General features: G+C 59.9%; 16 protein-coding genes. 1 reads left to right on the forward strand and 15 read right to left on the reverse strand.

Annotated features, from left to right (window positions below; all coding sequences use genetic code 11):
* Positions 1–17 precede the first annotated feature (17 nt).
* Positions 18–899 carry a LysR family transcriptional regulator gene (locus tag PspS49_RS05090; protein WP_160042466.1) on the forward strand — a complete coding sequence of 294 codons (882 nt, stop codon included), beginning with the start codon at positions 18–20 and terminating at the stop codon, positions 897–899.
* A gap of 94 nt (positions 900–993) precedes the next feature.
* Here the strand turns inward: PspS49_RS05090 and PspS49_RS05095 are convergent, their stop codons facing one another.
* From PspS49_RS05095 to yaaA, 15 genes are all read right to left on the reverse strand, one after another.
* The gene (locus PspS49_RS05095) at positions 994–1,818 is read right to left on the reverse strand and encodes an SDR family oxidoreductase (RefSeq protein WP_160038382.1); all 825 of its coding nucleotides are present in this window, start codon (positions 1,816–1,818) and stop codon (positions 994–996) included.
* A gap of 37 nt (positions 1,819–1,855) precedes the next feature.
* The gene (locus PspS49_RS05100; protein ID WP_160038384.1) at positions 1,856–2,320 is read right to left on the reverse strand and encodes a multidrug transporter; all 465 of its coding nucleotides are present in this window, start codon (positions 2,318–2,320) and stop codon (positions 1,856–1,858) included.
* A gap of 266 nt (positions 2,321–2,586) precedes the next feature.
* Positions 2,587–4,038 (reverse strand): mannose-1-phosphate guanylyltransferase/mannose-6-phosphate isomerase, encoded by a 1,452-nt coding sequence (locus tag PspS49_RS05105; protein ID WP_007914094.1) that lies wholly within the window; start codon positions 4,036–4,038, stop codon positions 2,587–2,589.
* A gap of 215 nt (positions 4,039–4,253) precedes the next feature.
* The gene (locus PspS49_RS05110; RefSeq protein ID WP_007914291.1) at positions 4,254–4,910 is read right to left on the reverse strand and encodes an alginate O-acetyltransferase AlgF; all 657 of its coding nucleotides are present in this window, start codon (positions 4,908–4,910) and stop codon (positions 4,254–4,256) included.
* 14 nt (positions 4,911–4,924) lie between these two features.
* Positions 4,925–6,100, reverse strand: a complete 1,176-nt coding sequence (locus tag PspS49_RS05115) for an alginate O-acetyltransferase (RefSeq protein WP_160038386.1) — start codon at positions 6,098–6,100, stop codon at positions 4,925–4,927.
* 10 nt (positions 6,101–6,110) lie between these two features.
* Positions 6,111–7,676, reverse strand: a complete 1,566-nt coding sequence (locus PspS49_RS05120; protein ID WP_160038388.1) for an MBOAT family protein — start codon at positions 7,674–7,676, stop codon at positions 6,111–6,113.
* A gap of 329 nt (positions 7,677–8,005) precedes the next feature.
* On the reverse strand, positions 8,006–9,130 hold the full coding sequence (locus tag PspS49_RS05125; protein WP_064393309.1) for a mannuronate-specific alginate lyase: 1,125 nt from the start codon (positions 9,128–9,130) through the stop codon (positions 8,006–8,008).
* Between the two features lie 8 nt (positions 9,131–9,138).
* Positions 9,139–10,599, reverse strand: coding sequence for an alginate O-acetyltransferase (locus PspS49_RS05130; protein ID WP_077571213.1), 1,461 nt, complete (start codon positions 10,597–10,599; stop codon positions 9,139–9,141).
* A 10-nt stretch (positions 10,600–10,609) separates the two neighbouring features.
* A complete protein-coding gene (gene algG / locus PspS49_RS05135) occupies positions 10,610–12,181 on the reverse strand; it encodes a mannuronan 5-epimerase AlgG (protein WP_127925909.1) in 1,572 nt (523 codons plus the stop codon).
* 26 nt (positions 12,182–12,207) lie between these two features.
* Positions 12,208–13,689: an alginate export family protein gene (locus PspS49_RS05140; RefSeq protein ID WP_160038390.1), complete on the reverse strand. Its 1,482-nt coding sequence runs from the start codon at positions 13,687–13,689 to the stop codon at positions 12,208–12,210.
* Positions 13,686–15,194, reverse strand: coding sequence for an alginate biosynthesis TPR repeat lipoprotein AlgK (algK, locus tag PspS49_RS05145; protein WP_275113737.1), 1,509 nt, complete (start codon positions 15,192–15,194; stop codon positions 13,686–13,688). The genes PspS49_RS05140 and algK overlap by 4 nt, the downstream gene beginning before the upstream one ends.
* Positions 15,195–15,203: 9 nt before the next feature.
* The gene (locus PspS49_RS05150) at positions 15,204–16,373 is read right to left on the reverse strand and encodes an alginate biosynthesis protein Alg44 (protein ID WP_105705589.1); all 1,170 of its coding nucleotides are present in this window, start codon (positions 16,371–16,373) and stop codon (positions 15,204–15,206) included.
* Positions 16,374–16,408: 35 nt separating this feature from the next.
* Positions 16,409–17,890, reverse strand: a complete 1,482-nt coding sequence (gene alg8 / locus PspS49_RS05155; protein ID WP_007914304.1) for a mannuronan synthase — start codon at positions 17,888–17,890, stop codon at positions 16,409–16,411.
* An 87-nt stretch (positions 17,891–17,977) separates the two neighbouring features.
* The gene (locus tag PspS49_RS05160; RefSeq protein ID WP_007914305.1) at positions 17,978–19,294 is read right to left on the reverse strand and encodes a UDP-glucose/GDP-mannose dehydrogenase family protein; all 1,317 of its coding nucleotides are present in this window, start codon (positions 19,292–19,294) and stop codon (positions 17,978–17,980) included.
* A gap of 810 nt (positions 19,295–20,104) precedes the next feature.
* Positions 20,105–20,884, reverse strand: coding sequence for a peroxide stress protein YaaA (yaaA, locus tag PspS49_RS05165; protein ID WP_160038392.1), 780 nt, complete (start codon positions 20,882–20,884; stop codon positions 20,105–20,107).
* Between the last annotated feature and the right edge of the window lie 324 nt (positions 20,885–21,208).

Raw genomic sequence — 21,208 nt, forward strand, 5'->3', positions numbered from 1 at the left:
CAAGGAGTGCCGTGGATATGGTCAGCCTGGATCGTTTTGACACCTTCAAAGCCGTGGTCGAGGCCGGTTCGCTGACCGCTGCCGCCGATACGCTGGGGCAAACGCGCGCGGTGGTCAGCTTCAACCTCAAACGCCTGGAGGAAGAACTGGGCGTGACCTTGCTCACGCGCAACACCCGGCAACTGGCGCTGACCGATGCCGGTGAACGCTTTTATCGACGCTGCCTGCGCACGCTGGATGAGGCACGGCTGGCGATCGAAGAGGCGCGTTCCGAACACGCACAACTCAAAGGCACATTGCGCATCACCACGACTGTCGAGTTTGCCTTGGCTCAGGTGGTGCCGGCGCTGGAGGTGTTTCGCCAGCAGCAACCGCAACTGAACATTCATTTGTCGACGTCTTCGACCCATGCCGATCTGATTTCCGAGCGCTTTGACATGGCGATTCGGCTGGGGCGCATGCACGACTCCAATCTGCGTGCGGTGCAGTTGTCGACGTTCGAAATATTTGCCGTGGCGGCACCAGGGTTGGTCGAGCGCTTTGCACCGGTGGTCACGCTGGCCACGCTGGAGTCGATGCCGACGTTAGGGCATGGACGAGTGCCGGAAATGACCATAACCGACCCGCACGGCGTGGAGCATTTCTACCAGCCAAAACCGGGAACCACTGCCATCGTCGCGGATAACTCGGCGACGCTTCGGGCGTTTGCGTTGACCGGGCAAGGCGTGGCAATTTTGCCGCAATGGCTGATTCAGGACGATCTTGATGCGGGGCGGTTACAGCGTTTGCTGGTGGATTACCGGTTTGCGCCGCAAGGGGTGTATGCGCTGTACCCGGACACCCGGCATTTGCCGCTGAAAGTGCGGGCGTTCATTGATTTCATGAAGGGCTGGGGATGAGTGTTGGCTGATCTGGCCTCTTCGCGAGCAGGCTCGCTCCCACACAGAGAGCCAATGTGGGAGCGAGCCTGCTCGCGAAAGCGTCAACCCGGTCTCAGAGCTTTGCGCGCAATCCGAACCGCTTCATCAACGTCGATTCGAGCAAGCCCTTGGGCAACAACGCCGCCAACAACGGCAACGCCCGGCTGCCGTTACCAATGCGGATCAACCGCGGCGGTTTGCTCTGCTGCACAGCCTTGAGCAACACAGCCGCAAACTCACTGGCCGGCGTCGGTTTGTCCTGCGACGCCTTGGCCCGTGCCCGGATGCCTTCGCGCAGTGGAAACCACGGTGATTGTTCATTGATCAACTGCTCGGCTTCATGCCCGGCGTTCTTGGCAAAACTCGATTGAATCGCCCCCGGTTGAACCTCCATGACGCGTACACCAAACGGCGCGAGTTCCATGCGCAAGGCATCACTCAACGCGTGCACGGCTGCTTTCGAGGCGCAGTAAGCACCGGCAAACGGCGTGACCAGCACACCGGACACACTGCCGATATTCACCACCAGACCCTTGGCCCGGCGCAGCACCGGAAACAACGCACGAGTGACGCCGACAATCGAAAACACATTGGTCTCGAACTGGCGCTGCATCGCCGGTACACCGCCGTCGAGCAACGGCCCCATGGCGCCGTAACCGGCGTTGTTGATCAGCACGTCGAGGCCGCCGTGTTGCTGGTTGATCCGCTCACCCAGTTGCTCCAGCGCCGCGCTGTCATTGACATCGAGTTGCACGGCGGTGAACCCGGAAGACGCCAGCAACGCCACATCTTCAGCCTTGCGCGCACTGGCCCAGACTTCGAAACCGGCGGCTTTGAACGCATCGGCGAGGGCGCGGCCGATGCCGCTGGAACAACCGGTAATCAACGCAACGGGCATGGCGCATTCCTTGTGCAAAAAATGGGGGGAGGGGGGATCAGTCGGAGAAACTACCCTGCAAGCGCTCGGCGCGAAACTCCAGGGTTTGCGGGCGATAACCGGAGCGCAGCGGCGGCATGGGCAGGCAGTCTTCCCATTCACCGCCGGCCTGCAATTCGCCGGGGCCGCGATAGCGCGGGGCGGTGTATTGGTTGTCGGCCAGATTGACCGTGTCGCCCGGCGCATAGGCGGCGATGCGCCAGCGCAGTTCGGTCAGGGGAACGTCGTTGCCGTTTTTCATTTTCAGTTGCAACGGACGATCGGCCGGGCATTGCTCCGGTGCATAGCTGATACGCATCTCAAGGCGCGCCAGTTGTTTGATCTCGCGGTTGTCCAGCCACACCACCCACATGGCGACAAAACCCAGGCCAATCGCCGCCGCCACCGAGACCGGCAAGGCCTTGGCCGGGTAGCGCAACAGCAGGATCAACCAGGTGATGACCAGCAGAATGCCGATGAACATGCGCACAACCTCGAGGAGAGAGAGGGTCATCCTACCTAAGCGTAGGTGAGGTTGGCGATGGGCATCGGGACTTGCGGTGTCTGACCGGGCCTCTTCGCGAGCAGGCTCGCTCCCACTTTTGGAATGCGGACAACTGTGGGAGCGAGCCTGCTCGCGAAGAGGCCGGTTCAGACGACACAGACTTCGAACAAAAAAAGCCCCCACCCAACCCACTGCGGATAGGGGACGCAGCGGGCTGGACGGGGGCTTCTTGTTTTATCGATCAGTTATTGCGCGATGGTCTTCACCGACACGCCACGTTCGATCGGGGTGGAGCGACCGTAGATATCTTCGAAGCGTTCGATATCGTCTTCACCCAAATACGAACCCGACTGAACTTCGATGATTTCCAGCGGGATCTTGCCCGGGTTGCGCAGGCGGTGCACCGAGGCGATCGGGATGTAGGTCGACTGGTTTTCGCAGAGCAGGAACACGTTTTCATCGCAGGTCACTTCGGCCGTGCCGCTGACCACGATCCAGTGTTCGGCGCGGTGGTGGTGCATCTGCAGCGACAGGCACGCGCCCGGTTTCACCGAGATGTGCTTGACCTGGAAACGCCCGCCCATGTCCACCGAGTCGTACGAGCCCCAAGGACGATAGACTTCGCAGTGGTTCTGGGTTTCGCTGCGGCCCTGCTCATTGAGCGTGTTGACCATCTGCTTGACGCCCTGAACCTTGTCTTTGTGGGCGATCATCATGGCGTCTTTGGTTTCGACCACGACGATGTTTTCCAGACCGATCACCGACACCAGTTTGCCGTTGCCGTGGATCATGCAGTTCTTGCTGTCCTGAATCACCACATCGCCCTTGGTGACGTTGCCGTTGGCGTCTTTCTCGTTGACTTCCCACAGCGACGACCAGCAACCGACATCGCTCCAGCCGGCGGTCAGCGGCACGACGCAGGCGCGCTGGGTTTTTTCCATGACGGAGTAATCGATGGAATTGTCCGGGCAGCAGGCGAAAGTGGCTTCGTCGAAGGTGATGGTGTCGGCGTCTTGCTGGCTGCGTTCGAGGGTCAGCAGGCAGGTGTCGTAGATGTCCGGATCGTGCTTTTTCAGCTCTTCGAGGAAGCGGCTGGCGCGGAACAGGAACATGCCGCTGTTCCAGTAGTAGCCGCCGGATTCGACGTACTCGGTGGCACGTTTGACGTCAGGTTTTTCGACGAAGTGCGAAACGCGGCTGACGCCTTCGGGCAGCAGCGAATCACCGGTGGATTTGATGTAGCCGTAACCGGTTTCCGGTTTGGTCGCCGGTACGCCGAACAGGACCATTTCGCCGTTTTCGGCAGCGACGGTGGCCAGGGCCAGAGCGCGTTGCAGGGCTTTCTGGTCTTCCAGCACGTGGTCGGCCGGCAGCACCAGCATCAGCTCATCGCGACCTTCATTGACCAGCATCATCGCGGTCAGCGCCACGGCCGGCGCGGTGTTGCGGCCAAACGGTTCCATCAGGATGCGTTGGCATTCCAGTTTACGATTGGCCAACTGCTCGTTGACGATGAAGCGGTGATCCTTGTTGCAGACCACGATCGGGGTGTCCATGCCTTCGAACACCAGGCGCTCGAGGGTCTGCTGGAACAGTGTGTGTTCGCCGGTCAGGGCGAGGAATTGCTTAGGGAACTGCTTACGCGAAAGCGGCCAGAGACGCGAACCGCTACCACCTGACAAGATCACCGGAATCATATTGTTTACTCCATAAAATCGATTGGTTAGAGGCACGAACGCTGTGTCGTTTCACTCTTGTTTTTGTCTCGTATCCGAACTGACAACCCGGTCAAGGGTGGGAGCGAGCCTGCTCGCGAAAGCGGCGTATCAGTCGACATTGATGTTGGATGTCAGACCGTATTCGCGAGCAGGCTCGCTCCCACATGGGGGACTGCGTCAGTTAGGAAAATTTGTTAGCGAGTCGATACCGGGCGTTTTACCCAGACTGGCGACAGGCTGCTGCCGCTGCCGGTGACGTACAGCACCGCAGCTTCACCGCGCTCAAGGGCGACCGGTTTTACGTCGCCGACTTTCTTGTCACCTTCGTACAGCGCCAGGCTGACTTTCACCGGGTTGATTTCACGTTCGCCACGGCCCTTGGCGGCGACGTTCGGCACCACGTCGGTCTTGCCGTCGGCGGTCTTCAGGGTCAGCGGCTTGTCGCTGAGGTTCTGCACGCGCACCAGGGATTTCTGCTTGTTCTTGAACGGCGGCTCTTCGATCAGCTGCGGCGCGCCGGAAGCGTTGTTGACCAGGGTGTAGTAGTGGTCACCGGCGAGTTTCACCGGCAGCGTCTGGCTGCCGACCTTGGCACTGTAATCGCCGCCCGGCATGAAGCTGAAGTCGCTGCTGGCCAGTGGCGCAACGTCGCTCAGATTGGTGCTGCCGACAGTCGCGCTGACTTCTGCGTTGCTGGCGTTGTAGACACGCACGAAGGTCGAGCCTTTCGGTGCGGTCGGGCCGTACAGTGCGGCGTCGCCGCCGGCGAAGGCAGGCACGGAAAGCACGCTGAGGCCAGCAACCAGAGCGAAGCTTTTAGCGAGACGACGAGGAGTAGTAGTGAAAGTCATGGTGTACCTCTCTTTCAGTTTTGCGCCCGATCGGGCGTCTCGGATTTAGTGTTGATTGCTACGTTTTGTTGGCGCGCGCCGGCTTGTTTAAGCTCTGCGACCCACTGTGGGTCGGCGTCGCCGATTTCGTTGTTCACAGGCAGATAACGTTCAGGAAACTCCCAGATCAGCACCTGTGGCGGGCTGTTCTTGAAGTCATCGCTTTTCAGGTAGCTGAGCATCGGCAGGATCGGGCCGTGGCCGTCTTCGGCGTAGCTCACCACGTCGCTGTGCAGCGCTTGTTTCAGTGCACCGACGAAGTTCCAGTTGGGGTTGGCGCTGTAGCTGGTGCCGACCAGTGCCACTGGCACTTCATTGCTGGCGAACAGCGCGTCGTCACCGGCAGGCTGATCGTCGGCCGCGACGGTATTGCGTTTTTGCAGTGGCTCTTGCGCCGGCATCAGGTTTTCGAACAGCGGATCGAGCGGCAGGAACAGACGCAGATCGCCCTTGTGCGTGACCTTCTCGGCTGGCGTGGTAACGAAGCGCTGCGGCTCGCCGCTGAGCGGGAACTTGTCGGCGATGGTTTTCGCCAGGGTGTTCGCGGCAATCTCGGCGCCTTCCGGCGTCCAGTGCGTGTCGGTGCGCAGGAACACTTGCTGACCGTTCTGCTTGGCCTGTTGGAAAGGCTTGAGCAGGTCAGGGGCGAGGATCTTGTCGGCCGCCACGCGCTGGTGGAAATCCTGATAGAGATTTTCGTGAATGCTCGCCGGTTTAACTTCACCCAGATGCTCCGGGTACAAACGAACCTTGGCCGGCACGATCGCCATCACCAGTTTCACGCCTTTCTCTTTCAGGGTCTGGCGTACGCCTTCGACCAGCGCGTAGTTGCCTTGCAGGTTCAGCTCTTCGTTGACGATCGGGTTGAATTCCTCATCGCTGTACAACCACTGATCGCGACCGAGCACCACGCCCGGACGACCTTCGTTGAACAGTTTGAAATCCAGCGCGGCCCAGAGGTTGGTGCCCAGACGCTTGATCGGGAATTCTTCGTCGTAATGAGTTTCCACAGCCTTGGTCCAGCGGCCGTTGAGCACCGTCGCATCGGCGTTGGTGCTGAAGCCGAAGAAGCTGCGAACCGACCACAGACCGAGGACCAACAGGGTCACCAGGAACAGGGCGATGTAGAAGATGCGTAATGAGCGGGTCATGTCAGATCCCTCAGAACTGGAAGTAAAGGAACGGCGAGAAGCTTTGCGCCGAGAGTTTGAGAATCGAGGCGATGAACAGCAGCAGGATCAAGCCGCGCATCACGTAGCGCGACCAGTCCGCGCTCCAGTAGACCGGTTGCACCTGGGCTTCGACGCCGACGGTGTAGCCAGGCTCGTGGATGCTCGCCGGGTTTTCGCCAGGCGCGGCTTTGATCATCCCCGGAGTCGCGGTGGCAGGGCCGTTGGCCTCGACGTTGACTTCAGGTTTGCTCTTGGCCGGCGGCTGATTGGTGTACAGATCGCGCAGGCCGAAAAAGGCCAGCGTCACGTACGCCACCACGAGGGTCGCCACTTGCAGACCGGTGAGGCTGGCCTGATTGAGTTCCGACAGCGACCAGTCGCCAAAGCTGAACATCGCACCGTACATACGCCCGGCAACGTGCAGATTCTCGGCGCGGAAGATCACCCAGCCCATGACCACGAGCAGGAAGGTCAGCGCCCAGCGGATCGGGTTGAGGCTGCGTGGCGAGGTGTTCAGGCCCAGCGCTTTTTCAATCGCCAGCCACATGCCGTGCCAGGCGCCCCAGACGATGTACGTGATGTTCGCGCCGTGCCACAGACCACCGAGGAGCATGGTCAGGAACAGGTTGCGATAGGTCATCAGCGTGCCTTTACGGTTACCGCCGAGGGTGATGTACAGATAGTCACGCAGCCAGGTCGACAGGCTGATGTGCCAGCGGCGCCAGAACTCGGTGATCGACTGGCTGATGTACGGCTGTTTGAAGTTTTCCATGAAGCGGAAACCCATCATCAAGCCCAGACCGATGGCCATGTCGCTGTAACCGGAGAAGTCGAAATACAGCTGCGCGGTGTAGGCCAGCGCGCCGAGCCAGGCATCACCGGTAGTCGGGTTTTGCAGGGCGAAGCAATGGTCGGCGACCACCGCGAGGGTGTCGGCGATGAAGACCTTCTTGATGAAACCCTGCATGAACCGCGTGCAGCCCTCGGAGAACTTGTCGAGGGTGTGCGTGCGGTTGTTGAACTGATCGGCGAGGTCGCGGAAACGCAACACCGGGCCGGCAATCAGGTGCGGGAAGATCGCCACGAACGCCGCGAAGTCGATCAGGTTGCGCGTGGCCGGGGTGTCGCCGCGATACACGTCGATGATGTAGCTGATCGACTCGAAGATGTAGAACGAGATACCGATCGGCAGCAGCACGTGGGTGAGGATGAACGGCTCAAGACCGACCGACGTCATCATCGCGTTGATGCTGTCGACGCCGAAGTTGGCGTACTTGAAGTAGCCGAGGATGCACAGGTCGACTGCGACACCGAGCAGCAGCCAGCGCTGCGCCGGTTTGGTTCGCACGCCCGCGGCACCGACTTTGAGGCCGATCCAGTAGTTCCACAATGTGACGGCGGCGAACAGCGCGAGGAAGTCCACACGCCACCAGGCGTAGAACACGTAGCTGGCGATCAGCAGCAGCAAATTGCGATAGCGTTGCCCGCTCAAGTAGTACAAGCCGAGAAAGATCGGCAAGAACAGAAACAGGAACACGTTGGATGAAAATACCATCCCGATCTCTCCATGTTTGAACCAACAGTCAAGGGCCAGAGCCCCCCCAAACCCCCCGTGGTAGTGGAGGGGTGATGTGTGTTTGCTTGAGGTTTCGGGGAGGCCTTCAGACCGCGCCCCTCACCCCCCGCCCTCTCCCGGAGGGAGAGGGAGCCTGATCTCCATGGTTTTCAAAAATGGAGATCGACTCGGTATTTCTGTGCAGCCTGATCTCGGTTGTTTTTCAACACCTGAGATCGACTCGGTATTTCATTTCGGCGTAACTCGCGCAGCCACCTCGGTCAGTCCCCTCTCCCTTTGGGAGAGGGTTAGGGTGAGGGGCTTTTGCTTTATGAGCCTTTGTTGCCCTTCTCATGCGACGGGTCGTAGACCTTGGTCAGGTCGCCGCCAAGCCGGAAAGTCTTGAACGGCTGCATGCCGTGCTTCTTCTCGATCACATCCGGCGCACAGGTGTAGAGCGTGCAGAACGGTTCGAGCCAGGCGAATTTCATGTCCTCTTTCAGATCGGTCATGTCCTGCTCTTTGCCGTTCTTCTTCTCGAATTCATCCGGGTCTTTCACCCCCGCCAACACCCGATCACCGAGACGCTTCAGCGCGCCGTTGTTTTCCTGACGCAAATCAACACCGTTGACCTGGGCGAAACTGGCGATCATCGCCAGCGGCGGCAGGGCGTAGTTGTGATAGGCGAGAGCGCGTTGCTGACGCTTGAGTTCGTTCGGCAGGAAGCCGTCGGCATCGACTTGATTGACGCCGACCTTGTATTCCTTCACTGCCCAATCGAACAGGTCGCGGCGGTTGGTCGCGACCGATGTCGCCATCACCGACCATGCAGCCCAGTACGAGTGATTGTTGGTTTTTTCCAGCGGCAGGTTGTCCCAGTCGCTGACGACCTGATCGGCCATTTTGCTGAACCACGCCTCGATCAACTGCGCTTCCTGCTGATGCTGGGCCAGCGGATGCGAGTCGGAGAACTTCAGGCGAATGTACGAAGAGGCCATGCTGCCCAGCGCCCATTTGCGCATCGACTTGCCGGTGTGGTTGAAGTCTTTGGACATCAACGCATCGGCCTTGGCCCACGCGGTCAGCCAGTTCAGCGTGCAATCGAGCTGCTCCGGACGACCGTCGCGCATGAACTGCATCACCCGTTTGGCGGTGCCGCGTTCCAGCGTGGTGATGTCTTTGGTGGTGTCGCGAAAGGCTTTTTCCGACTGCACGTTCAGCGTCGCGCGGGCCTTGTCCGAACCTTCGTATTTGCTGCGAAATTGCAGCGGCCCGGTGTACGGCGTCGGCATCGCGTCGCAGCCTTCGCTTTTGTCACCGGTCTTGAATTTATCCACAGGCGCGAAATAGCCCTGAGGTGGACGCAGTGGCGCGGCGGCCTGCGCGGTGCCGGCGAAGATCGCCAGCCCGAGCAGCGTCGGCGCTAAAAGAGTTTTCAGTTTCGAGTTTCGCATAGCAGACCTCATTGCCCGACCTGAGCGGTTTGTTGCCCAGCGCCCGGGAATACGTTGCGTTTGCAGATTTTCGCTTCGACTTTCTGTGGCGCGGTGCCCGCTTCCGGGCCCTGGACTTCGACCGCCAGCAGGTTTTGCGAGGCCCAGTCTTCGTCCGTGCGCAACTCAAAGGCGAAACGACCGTCGGTGTCGGAGGTTTCCGGTTTCTCGATCTTGATGTCCTCGTGGCGACCGTTCATGTACCAGAGGGTGGCTTGCAGGGTTTTCACCGAAGGGTCGGCGAAGCGGATGTCGACCTGATGGCTGCTGTTCTGCAGGTTCAGGTTCTTGCTGTTGACCAGCAGTTCTTGTTTGCTGCCCGGCTTGAGCGTGGTGCTCGCGGACATTTGCGCGTCTTTGCCTTCGCAGCCGTTGTCGAGAAGAGACATCATCTGGCGATAGATGGTTTCCTGGTCGAGGCGGTACAGCGGCGAGAATTCCCAGATAAGAATCTTCGGCGGCGTCTTCTGGAATTCGTCGCTGCCCAGGTACTGCAACATCGAACCTTCCAGACCACCGCCGGGGAAGGCGACGTTGAGAATGTCGGCGCCGATGGCTTCTTCGAGGAAGCCGGCGAAGTTGTAGTTCTTGCCGCTGTGCGAAGTACCGACGAGGGTGATTTGCGGGTTGCCGGAATCACCGAACAGATCGCCGTCGCCTGCTTCGCCTTTCGGCTCGGTGGTGAATTGATCCATGTACTGGATCGCGTAACTGGTGCCGCACAGTTGCCCGGCCATGTTGTGCAGGGTACCGGTCTTGCCCATGCGCCCGGAGCGTTTGGTCTCGAACTCACGCTTGGGCACGTCGGCGAAGGCCGGGATCTGCTTGACCTTTTCGGCGACGATTTTCGCCGTGCGCTGCGCACCGTATGGCGTCCAGTGCTGGTCGCCGCGGAAGTAGAAATCGTGGGCGGGCAGGGTGTCCGGCAGCGATTCGTTGGTCAGCGGCGACAGGTCCGGCACCACGTAACCCATCTTGGCGAAACGGCCAAGCATGGTCTTGTAGTTGCCCAGCGCTTTCTCGTAATCGAACGCGGCTTTTTCCTGCGGGTTGAGCTTGTTGCGGTTCACCAGGCCACGGGTCGGCTGGTAAACGATCACCAGTTCGACGCCTTTGGCCTTGAACGCATCGTGCAGCTGTTGCAGGCGTTTGTAGCCGGCCGGGGTGGTGTTGAACTCGGTGCGCAGATCTTCCTGAGTCCGGAACAGCCAGTCGCCTTGCGCCTGCACCAGGGTGGTGAAGTTCTGCTGGTAACGCGTGGTGTAGTTCTTCGCGTCATGGGCGGCCGGGCACAGGTTGCAGCACGGTTCGGCGCTGAACTTTGGTGGCGTGGCAGCGGCGCCTTCGTCGGCGCGGGCGCCGTTGCTGGCCGCGAGAATGCCCACGGTCAGGGCCGACAGGCTGAGTAATCTGATCAAGTGTGGGTGCATAAAATTATCCTCAGTCCTGCATTTCGGTCTGGCGTTCGACAGGGTCGATCAGCACGGCTTTCTGCTGGCGCACCAGCAGGTCGAGAATTTCATCCTGGCGCTCGCCGAGGATGCCGTTGAAGCTGATGCCGCTGGATTTGGTCGGCGCCAGCATCGACACGCGATACAGCTCGACACTCAACGGTGAATCGATCGACAGCGGGCCGCTGCCGTTGGCCGCCAGCTCACCGCCAACGACGATCAGCGACACTTGCGCATCGAACGGGTCGAGCTTGATGTCACGGTCGGTGTCGGTGAGGTCTTTGATGTGGCCGTAGACGCCGGTCAAACCGTTGGCCATGGCGACGTTTTCGTAGAGGCGGATATTCACGCTGTTACGAATGCGGATGCCGTGGCGCTTGTTGCTGATGACCTTGTTGCCCCACAGCAGGTTGTCGGCGGACTCGTAGAGGGTGATGCCGTCGGTGTGGTTCTTGTAGATCTCGTTGTAGGCAATGATGTTGTTGACGCTGTTACGGTCGATCACCAGGCCCGAGAGATGGTTGTCGAAGCTTTTGTTGTTGAAGATGAAGCTGTCGTTGACCTCACGGGAAATAATGATCCCGTGCTTCTTCTTCGTGCCGTACACGGTGTTCTCGGCAATGATCAGGCCGTGGGAACGGTCGTGCGGGTCGATGCCGTAGACGATGTTGTCTTTGTAGGTGTTGCCCTTGACCACGAAGTCGCGGGTCTCGTAGCAGTAGAAGCCGTACCACATGTCGGAGAACTCGGAGCCGACGATCCAGCCAGTCGGTTCAGGGCGCTTGAGGACCTTGGCCATGTTCGGCGTGTACTGGGAAATACTCACGCCGTACGACTTACTGTTGGCGTAGCCGAAGCTGGCCATCTTGCTGTTGACGATGTAGGTCTCGGTGCCGCCCCAGGCGAGCAGAAACGGACGGAATTCCTTCGGCGAACGGAAGGTTGCCGGGCCGTTTTCCTTCTCGCGCCAGCCGGTGACTTTGGTGTCACGCACGAACAGTTGGCCGTCGTTGACCATGAACGCCCCGGCCTCTTGCGACAGGCGCAGTTCCTGGGTCTGGCCGTCGATTTCGAGGATGCCTTTACGGCCCACCACGATCGGCAGCTTCGACAGGTACACGCCCGGCGAGGTCTCGCTGAAGTACTGCTTGGGCAGTTTCTGCGCCAGGTCCTTGAGATTCATGTAGCCGTCGTCGACAAAGATCGCCTGCGGGATACCGTGCTGACGCACCACCCATTCGGCCATCTTGTTGTCGCCGCCGATGAAGTCCTTCAGCGCGTCTTCCTGCATCATCCGGCGCACGCTGATCTTGCCCGGTTTGCTACGGACGATTTTCGCCGCAGCGGCCTCGGCGGTGAAGCCGGAAAGGTCGGGCAGTTTCGGTGCGGCCAGATTCAGCGCCTCGGTGGGTGCGCTGCTGACGGTGTAGGTCTTGGCTTGTTGCAGCTCCTTGGCCGTGGTCGCAGGCTTGGCCGGCTCCACGTTGGCGAAGGCGCCAGCGCTGGCCAGCAGCATCGCGCCGGCCAGCAGGCTGAGTGAGCCTATCCTGGTGCTGATCATGTCGGGCACTCCCTTGGCGGTTTGCATCAGAAGCGCCAGATCACGTCGATGAACGCGCGGTGCATGTACGAATCAACCTGCTTGCCGTAGGCATCGCCCGGTTTGAACACACCGCCACGGAAGCGCACCAGGGCCGAAGGCTCGTCGATCGACTGGCTCAGCGCCGCCGGCAACAGGCCTTGCTTGAAGTACTTGGTGACGACCAGGTCCATCTCCTGACCGAGGTCCTTGTTGCCGTCTTCAAGCGGCAGCGAGGTGCTGGAAAGGATGGCGCCGGTGACGTCGTCGGTGTTGTTTTCCACGGCGTTGATGCCGTTGCTGCCCACCGGCTTGTTGCCGTCGACACGCCAGAACTTGTGGTAGATCAGGCTGGCGTCGTACTCGTCGTTGACCATCCACGAACCGAACAGGGTCGCGGTCTGCATGTTGTTCATTTCGCCACGGAACGCTTCGCCGAAACGGTGAACACGCGAGCGGGTACCGGTGTAGTTGGAGCGGTTGCTCTCCAGGCCGGTCTGCTCGTAATCGGCGCTGGCACGGGCATAGGCACCGCCGACTTGCCATTGCGGATCGAGGCGCAGGCGCACACCGATGTCAGTGGCCCAGCCGTTGACGTCGTCGCTACGCTTGGCTTGCGCCGGGCGCGAACCATCAGCGTTCAAGGCGTTGACCGTGTCGCGGTCGCCGCTCATGCCGGTGATGCTGCCCCAGTAGTTGACGGTGTTGGTGTTGCGCCAGTTGTAGGCGTCGCTGTCGGCGGTCAGGCCGATCCAGCTGATGTCGCCGTTTTCGGTTTTGTCCAGCGAGTCGCGCGGAACACCCGGTTCGGCATAATCGAGTTTGCCGTCATCATGGGTGTGATGACCGCGAATGCCGACCCAGTTGCCCGGCGTCCACTGATAAGCCGCATCGGCGTAGGCGTGCAGGCGATCCTTGTCTTTCGGCGCCAGCTCTTTCAGGTCGGTGCGGTATTCGCTGAAGCGTTCGGCAACACCGGCGTTGGCGCGCAACAGGGTGGTGTCGAAGGTCCAGTTCAGCGCTTCGATGTTGGTGTCGCGCCATTGGCCGTCGTCATTACGCAGACGCTGGCGACCGAACTTGAGCATCTCGCCCGGGTAAGGCGTGAGGCCGCTGTAGCCGACCCAGAACTCGCGCATCGCCAGGTAGTTTTTCTTGGTTTTGCGATCACCGTTGTCGGTGGCTTGTTCACCGTCGGATTGTTGCAGGGTGTCGGTCTCGATGATGTCGGTCGAGGTCACGGCCTGGCCCATGGCGTAGGCACTCCACGCGCCGCTTTCGCCGTAGACCCAAGGACGCAGGTCGAGGCCGACGCCGTTGACGTCGCCGCCGCTGGCGGTGCCGAGGTCGCGGTCATCTTCGGACTGGCCGGTGACTTTCACTTCCAGGCCGAAGTTTTTGCTTTCAGTCATCGCGGCCAGTGTCGGGCAAGACCAGATCAGCGCGAAAGTGAGGCCAATACCGGCCTTCACGAATGGATTCAGCTTCATAGTTTTTCCTCGCCGTCTTCTTCTTGCAGGGCGTGCAGTTGCAGCGTGTTCGGGTTCAGAGCGCCACGGCTGGCTTGCTCTTGTTGCAGCAGACGTTGCGCTTCGGCCAGACGCTCGGGCGGCAGTTGCGCGGCGAGGGTGGTCGCCAGCTCATCGGCTTGCGGAGTGTTTTGTGCCTTGGCCAATTGGCTGAACACGTAGGCGTTGAGCGGGTCGGGCTTGGTGCCCTTGCCTTGGGAGAACAGTTGGGCGATGGCGAAGTCGGCGCTGTTCTGGCCGTTGCGCGCAGCGGTCAGCAGATGGTCGAGAGCCTTCTGCGGATAGACCTTGCCGAGGTAGCCACGGCGATAGATCTGGCCGAGGTAGTAGTCGGCGGCGACTTCGCGGCCAACGGCTTTCTGGAAATGTTCTTCGGCGACTTTGGCGTCGGCCGGGACCATTTTGCCTTCGTAGTAGAGCTTGCCCAGCAACAACTCGGCGCGCGGTTGGTCGGCGGCGCGGCCGTTGTCGAGGTACTTCATCATCTGATCGACGTCACCCAGTTCCGGGTAGTCGTAGAGCAGTTGCGCGAGGGTCACCCACGACGCGGGGTAGCCCGGAGCGATCGGCTCGAGCAGCGACTGCGCGGTTTTTTCGTCGGGCTTGCCGAGGGTTGAATCAGCCAGTACACGGGCCACGGAATCGACGCGCTGCGCGGTGACGGTGCCACGGCTGTAACCGGCCTGCATCTGCTTGATCAGCTCGGCTTGTTGCTCAGGCTGCGCGCGTTTCTGGTACACGGTGGCCAGTTCGACGTAGCAGATGTCGGTGGTGTTGAGCGCGGCTTTGCAGATCTTTTCCACGTCATCCAGGTGCTGGTCGTAAGTGCCCTGAGTGCGATACAGCAGCACCTGCGCCAGACCCGCTTCCGGGTAGCCGGATTTGCGCCACTGATCGATCTGCTGCTGCGCGTTGATATTCGGGAAGCTGTGCGGGTATTGCAGGTAGAGCATCGCCAGCGGGATCAACGTATTGCCTTCGCCATTGGCGGCGGCTTTTTTCAGCAGGGTTTCGGCTTCGTGGTGTTCGGCTTCGGTAGAACCCGGTTTGGCCACCAGCAAGCGGCCCAGACGCGCCTGAGCACGCGGCGAAACACTGGCGGCGGCGCGGTAAGTCGCCTCGGCCTGTTTCATTTGCGCAGGGTCGCGGCTGTCGACCTGGATATCGGCGAGGCCGACTTGTGCTTCGCTGTAACCCAGATCGGCCAGTTGCTGATAATTCTGCGCAGCGGTGGCGGTGTCGCCACGCTTGAGCGCTTCGTTGGCCAGACGTTGATCGGGCAGGCCGGCGCAACCGGCCAGACTCACCGCCAATGCCAGCGAGCACACCACTAGTCCCATGTGGGAGCGAGCCTGCTCGCGAAGCAGTCGACTCGGTACATCAGACAAACCGTGCTGACCCTTTCGCGAGCAGGCTCGCTCCCACAGGGTCGGCGGTGTGTTCAAGATAGGAGTAGTCACAGGCATGTCCTCGACTTAAAGACCGGCAGCCATGGCTTTGTCGATCAGCCAGTTCAGGTTCGGGCCACGGTCGCTGTTCACTTCCACCGGGCGGCCGGCGAGGCTGCTGTCGAGCGGCTCGTCAGGCTGGATCTGTACGCGGATATCGGAGGACAGGTCGGCGCTTTTCAGGCTGGTGCTGCTGACGATCTTGCCGGTGCGGGTCTTGTCTTCGCCGGCGATCTGGAAGCTCACCGGAGTACCCGGACGCACGTCGCCGAACTGGCGATAGGAGAAGCGCGCATCGACGGTGGCCTGGGTGTTGCGCGGCACCAGTTGGAAGATCACATCACCTTTGCTTGCGTACTGACCGTCCGCCACCAGTTGCTGGGCCACGGTGCAATCGCACGGCGAGGTCAGCGTGCCGGTCATTTGCTTGCCGAACAGTTCTTCAACCTTGGCCGGCGACAGCTGATCCTCTTCCAGATGGCCCTTGAGCACATCGAGCATGCTGGTGCTGAAGGTCGCCAGTGGCGCACCTTTGGCCGCGACGCCGTCGGACTTGACCAGACTCTGCACGGTGCCGTCGCGCGGCATGGTGATGTTCATGCCCGGCACGCTGACCAGACCGGCCTGCGCGTGGCTGACGAAGTACATGCCGTATACCGATTTGAAAATGAACCCCGCCGCGACCAGACCGACCGCGAAGATACCGGCGCTGAAGGTCACTGCTTTCAGGCGCCCGAACGGGGTCATGCCGGAGCCGCCGTCCTTGACCTTGCGTGCCTTGGTGAAGTTGTCGCGCTGCAGGGTCGCCAGCACTTCGCCGATGCTGACGATGTCGCCGGCCAGGTGCGAGGTGATCAAGTGGCGCAGGGTGGAAATATCCTGCGGCTCCAGATTCTGGAACTGGCAACCGGCGCGGCCGGTCTGGCGGTCGAAGGAACGTACTTGCAGTTCAACGTCCATGGCGATGCCGAGGTTGTCGATGACGAATTGCAGACGCGCCTTGTACACCTGGCCAATGGTCAGCTGAAGTTGCCCGGCGTTAAACGCCAGACCACCGGCAGACAGGTCGATGACCCGCGCTTCAACCGGCGTCCGGTCTGGACCGAAGAAGCGCAGCTTGGCCGGGATTTTCACGCGGGCGTGTTGGCGCTGGGCTTCGGATTCATGCACTACGTTGGCGTTGACGGCGGTATTCATAGGGGCGATTTCCTTGTTAATTCAATAGGGGCGGGTCAGACCATCATCAGCAGCACGGCGACGAAAATGCTGCCGGCGGAGAAGGTCATGGTCCGAGACGACCAGGTGTTGAACCAACGTTGAAAGCTGGCGAGATCACGGGTCAGGGATGTGGGTTGGCGAGTCCAGGATTGTTGGTCGAGGCGGAAGAACACGTAGATCTTCACCAGTGCACCGACGATCTGGTTGTAATACAGAATCGCTGGGTAAGCCGGGCCGATGCGGTGACCGGAACACGACAACAGCAACGTCAGGATCAGGCGGGTGATGCCGATCCACAGCAGGTAAACGAGGATGAACGCGGTGCCGTATTTGAAGCTGGCGATGAGCGCCACGGTCAGACCGAGCAAGGACGTCCACATCGATACACGCTGATCGAACAGCACCACCGAGGTGAAGGCGCCGAGGCGTTTCACACCCAGGCCCAGTGCTCGCGAGTTCTGGCGCAGGTTGTTGCCGTACCAGCGGAACATCAGTTTGCGGCTGGCCTTGATAAAGCTTTTTTCCGGCGGGTGTTCAACGGTGTTGATCGCCGCGTCAGGCACGTAAAAGGTGTCGTAACCGAGGCGCATCAGGCTGAACCAGCTCGACTTGTCGTCGCCGGTCAAAAACTTGAAACGGCCCAGACGCCAGTGTTGCAGCGAGTCGCTTTCAACGTCGGCGATGAATTCCGGGTTGGTCACCACGGTGGCGCGGAACACCGACATACGACCGGTCATGGTCAGCACGCGTTTGGACAGGGCCATCGAGCACATGTTGATGTGGCGCTGGGCGAAACGCAGCTTGTGCCATTCGCTCATGATGTAGCCGCCGCGCACTTCGCAGAATTCGTTGGTGGTCAGGCCGCCGACGTTGCCGAACAGCTGGAACCACGGCACGGTCTTGCGCACGGTGCCTTCGCCGAGCACGGTGTCGCCGTCGATCACGGCCACCACGGCGCGGTCGTCTGGCAGGTGACGGGAGATCGCGCGGAAACCATAGGCCAGGCCATCGCGTTTGCCGGTGCCGGGAATACGCACGAAATCGAGCTTGACGCGATCGGGCGGATTCATCCGCGCCCACAGCGCCTTGACCAGCAGCTCATCGGACATTTCGACGATCGAGCAGACCACGGTGGTCGGCAGTTCGCAGTCGATGGCTTCGCGGATCACCGAGCTGTAGACCTGCGCGGTGGTGAGCGCGTCGATCCGGAAACTGGTGACCATCAGGAACACATGCGACGGGTCCGCCGCCTTACCCAGCTTGCGCACTTTGCGGCGCAGGTGCGGGTAAACGATGTAGAGAAAAATCATGCCGCGCACAAAGTGCGTTGCACCCATCGAGTAGCGCCAGATACCCACGGCGCCAATCAGGAAAATGAAGTCCTTCGACTCGGAGTCGAACGTGGACGTGGGCAGCATCAAGGCCAGGCCCATCAGCAGACTGAGATAAAAAAGCCAGCCGGCTGATTGCAGAAAAAAATGTTTGAGCTTGCTCATCAGCGTCTTCCGAAGGTAAGGGAGGCTTCAAGCTGCAAGCTTCGAGCTGCAAGTACTGCAGCTCGAAGCCTGTCGCTTAGGTCTGCATTACCAGCAGATACCCTCGGTGCGCGTACCGGCGTCGGTGGCTTTGGCCATGAAGCCGACCAGGTCGATGACCTGCTTGCCGTGCGGCGCTTGCTGGGCCAACGGGCGGAACTTCTCGTCGCGGTTGCCGAGGATGATCACGTCGGAGTTGTCGATCACCGAATCGAAGTCCGCGTTGAGCAGGGACGATACGTGCGGGATTTTCGACTCGATGTAGTCTTTGTTCGCGCCGTGAACACGGGCGTACTCGACGTTGCTGTCGTAGATGCTCAGGTCGTAACCCTTGCCGATCAGCATCTCGGCCAGTTCTACCAGCGGGCTTTCACGCAGGTCGTCGGTGCCGGCCTTGAAGCTCAGGCCGAGCAGGGCGACTTTGCGTTTGTCGTGGCTTTCCACGATGTCGAAGGCGTTCTGCACTTGCGATTCGTTGCTGCGCATCAGCGAGTTGAGCAGCGGCGCTTCGACGTCCAGGGAGCCGGCGCGGTAGGTCAGCGCACGCACGTCTTTCGGCAGGCACGAACCGCCGAAGGCGAAGCCCGGGCGCATGTAGTACTGGGACAGGTTGAGGGTCTTGTCCTGGCAGACCACTTCCATCACTTCACGGCCATCGACGCCGACCGCTTTGGCGATGTTGCCGATCTCGTTGGCGAAGGTCACTTTGGTCGCGTGCCAGACGTTGCAGGTGTACTTGATCATCTCGGCAACGGCGATGTCCTTGCGGATGATCGGTGCGTCGAGTTCTTCGTACAGCGATTGCAGAACGTCGCCCGAGGCCTTGTCGAACTCGCCGATAACGGTCATCGGTGGCAGGTCGTAGTCGGCGATCGCGGTGGATTCACGCAGGAACTCAGGGTTGACCGCAACGCCGAAGTCGACACCGGCCTTCTTGCCCGAGCAGTCTTCGAGAATCGGGATCACCACGTTGGCAACAGTGCCCGGCAGTACGGTGCTGCGTACGACGATGGTATGGCGGGTGGTCTTTTCACGCAGGACAAAACCGATCTCGCGGCATACCGCTTCGATGTAGTTCAGTTCGAGGTCGCCGTTCTTCTTGCTCGGCGTGCCGACGCAAATCATCGACAGGTCGGTGTCGCGAATCGCCTCGGCGAAGTTGGTCGTGCCACGCAGGCGACCGGTCTGAATACCCTGTTGCAGAAGTTCGCCCAGGCCTGGTTCTACAATCGGCGATTTGCCGGCGTTGATCATGTCGATCTTGTCTTTGGCAACATCGACGCCAACTACGTCATGGCCCCGTGCAGACAGGCAACCGGCACATACTGCGCCAACGTAACCCAAACCAAATATGCTGATGCGCATCGCAATTACCTCTGTATATATCAGGCCTTAGAAGGCCGGAGTTAATGGTGTTCAGCGTTCATTAGTGCACTCGAAAGTGCGGCATACAGGCGCCACAATGCCGTGTGCAGGCATACTAAGTTTCGAGTGTCTAAATAAGTGCACTCAAGATGTGCGCAACCAGGCTTTGTTGTTATGACTTGCCCTGTTATGCAGCCGATCTTCTTTGGAGAAGACTCTTGTGCAATCGTCCTGCGCGCTCGATGTCAGGATGAAAGTCCCGTGAATCAAGCGGTTGGGTGCTCAGGCGAGCACGTTTATAAGGGCGCGGTCATGGCCTTTGTAGGGGATATTAATGGTGCGTATCTCCTGTCCATCGTCTGTTTTGAGACTAGTTAGTCATCTAGGCAAGTTGCTGTGACAACTTGGTTACATGGCTATCTGCTCCGCGTAAGTTATCTCGTACAAACTCGGCGAGAATCGTTACCGGTGGTATGAGCTATGCATTCGGACGAAGTTCCTGTCCGCTCATCGCGAAATCTGAAATTTCTTGAAATATTGTCAGAGATGGCACTGGTCTCAATTTGATAGCACTTTCGTTTTCGACCTTTAATAACAGGCGAAAAATCACGTTAGATAGTTTTGTGCCACTACGGTGAAAAAATTTAGGTGCCACTACTGAAAAAAATGATCAGTGTCGAGTGAAACTAATCTTAGAAAAGACAGGGAGGTTTTTTTGGCGCCAGTAAAATGGCGAAATAAGGCGGGGGATTTTTGACAGCGTGCAGGCTGCACGACTCTTTATAGAAAGAGTCGTGCAATAGGCATGCTTTATTCGGGGGCGTGGTCGCGCAAAAATACCAGATTGTCGGGTTTCGACTGCTCGGCGCTGTAGCGATACCCCTGCACATCGAATTGTTTGAGCAGGGCCGGATCGTTGATTTTTTCCTGGATCACGAAACGGCTCATCAGGCCCCGGGCCTTCTTGGCGTAGAAGCTGATGATCTTGTACTGGCCGTTCTTCTGATCCTTGAACTCGGTATTGATGATCCGCGCGTTCAGGGCCGTGCGTTTGACCGCCGAGAAGTATTCGTTGGACGCGAGGTTGAGCAACACGTCGTCGCCTTGATCGGCCAACGCTTCGTTCAGCCATTCGCTGATGCGCGTGCCCCAGAAGGCATAAAGGTCTTTGCCGCGAGCGTTGGCCAGTTTGGTGCCCATTTCCAGGCGATACGGTTGCATCAGGTCGAGCGGGCGCAGCAAGCCATACAGGCCGGAGAGCATGCGCAGGTGTTTTTGCGCGTAGTCGAAATCGGTTTCGCTGAAGGACTGTGCGTCGAGACCGGTGTAGACGTCACCCTTGAACGCGAGCAGCGCCTGCTTGGCGTTGTCCGGGGTGAAGGCGGGTGTCCAGCTGCCGAAACGTGCGGCGTTGAGCCCGCCGATCTTGTCGGACACGTGCATCAGTTCGCTGATCTGCGCCGGCGTCAGGTCGCGCAGTTGCTGGATCAGCGCCTGGGAATGGTCGAGGTATTGCGGCTGGGTGAAGCGCTGGGTCGCCGGCGGTGTTTCGTAATCGAGGGTCTTGGCGGGGGAAATCACCATCAGCATGAAGTCGTCTCCTTTAATCGTGGGGGCGATTCTAGGGGGTTGTCGGTGTTGACTCCAGCTATGGGGGTTATAGGCAGGTGTAAGTACCGGCATTTGCGACGGCTGGTGGATCGCTCCCTCACCCCAGCCCTCTCCCAGAGGGAGAGGGAGCTGACCGCGTGAACTGTCGATATCCGCCGACCTGAGCTATCGAGTTGAATGCTGATTTTGAAATCCACACAGATCGGCTCCCTCTCCCTCTGGGAGAGGGCTGGGGTGAGGGCAGCGTCCGTGAATCTTGCACATCAGCTATAGTGCCGCGCGGGTTTTGTTATGGAGACATCC

This window comes from Pseudomonas sp. S49 (assembly GCF_009866785.1).
Classification (GTDB): Bacteria; Pseudomonadota; Gammaproteobacteria; order Pseudomonadales; family Pseudomonadaceae; genus Aquipseudomonas.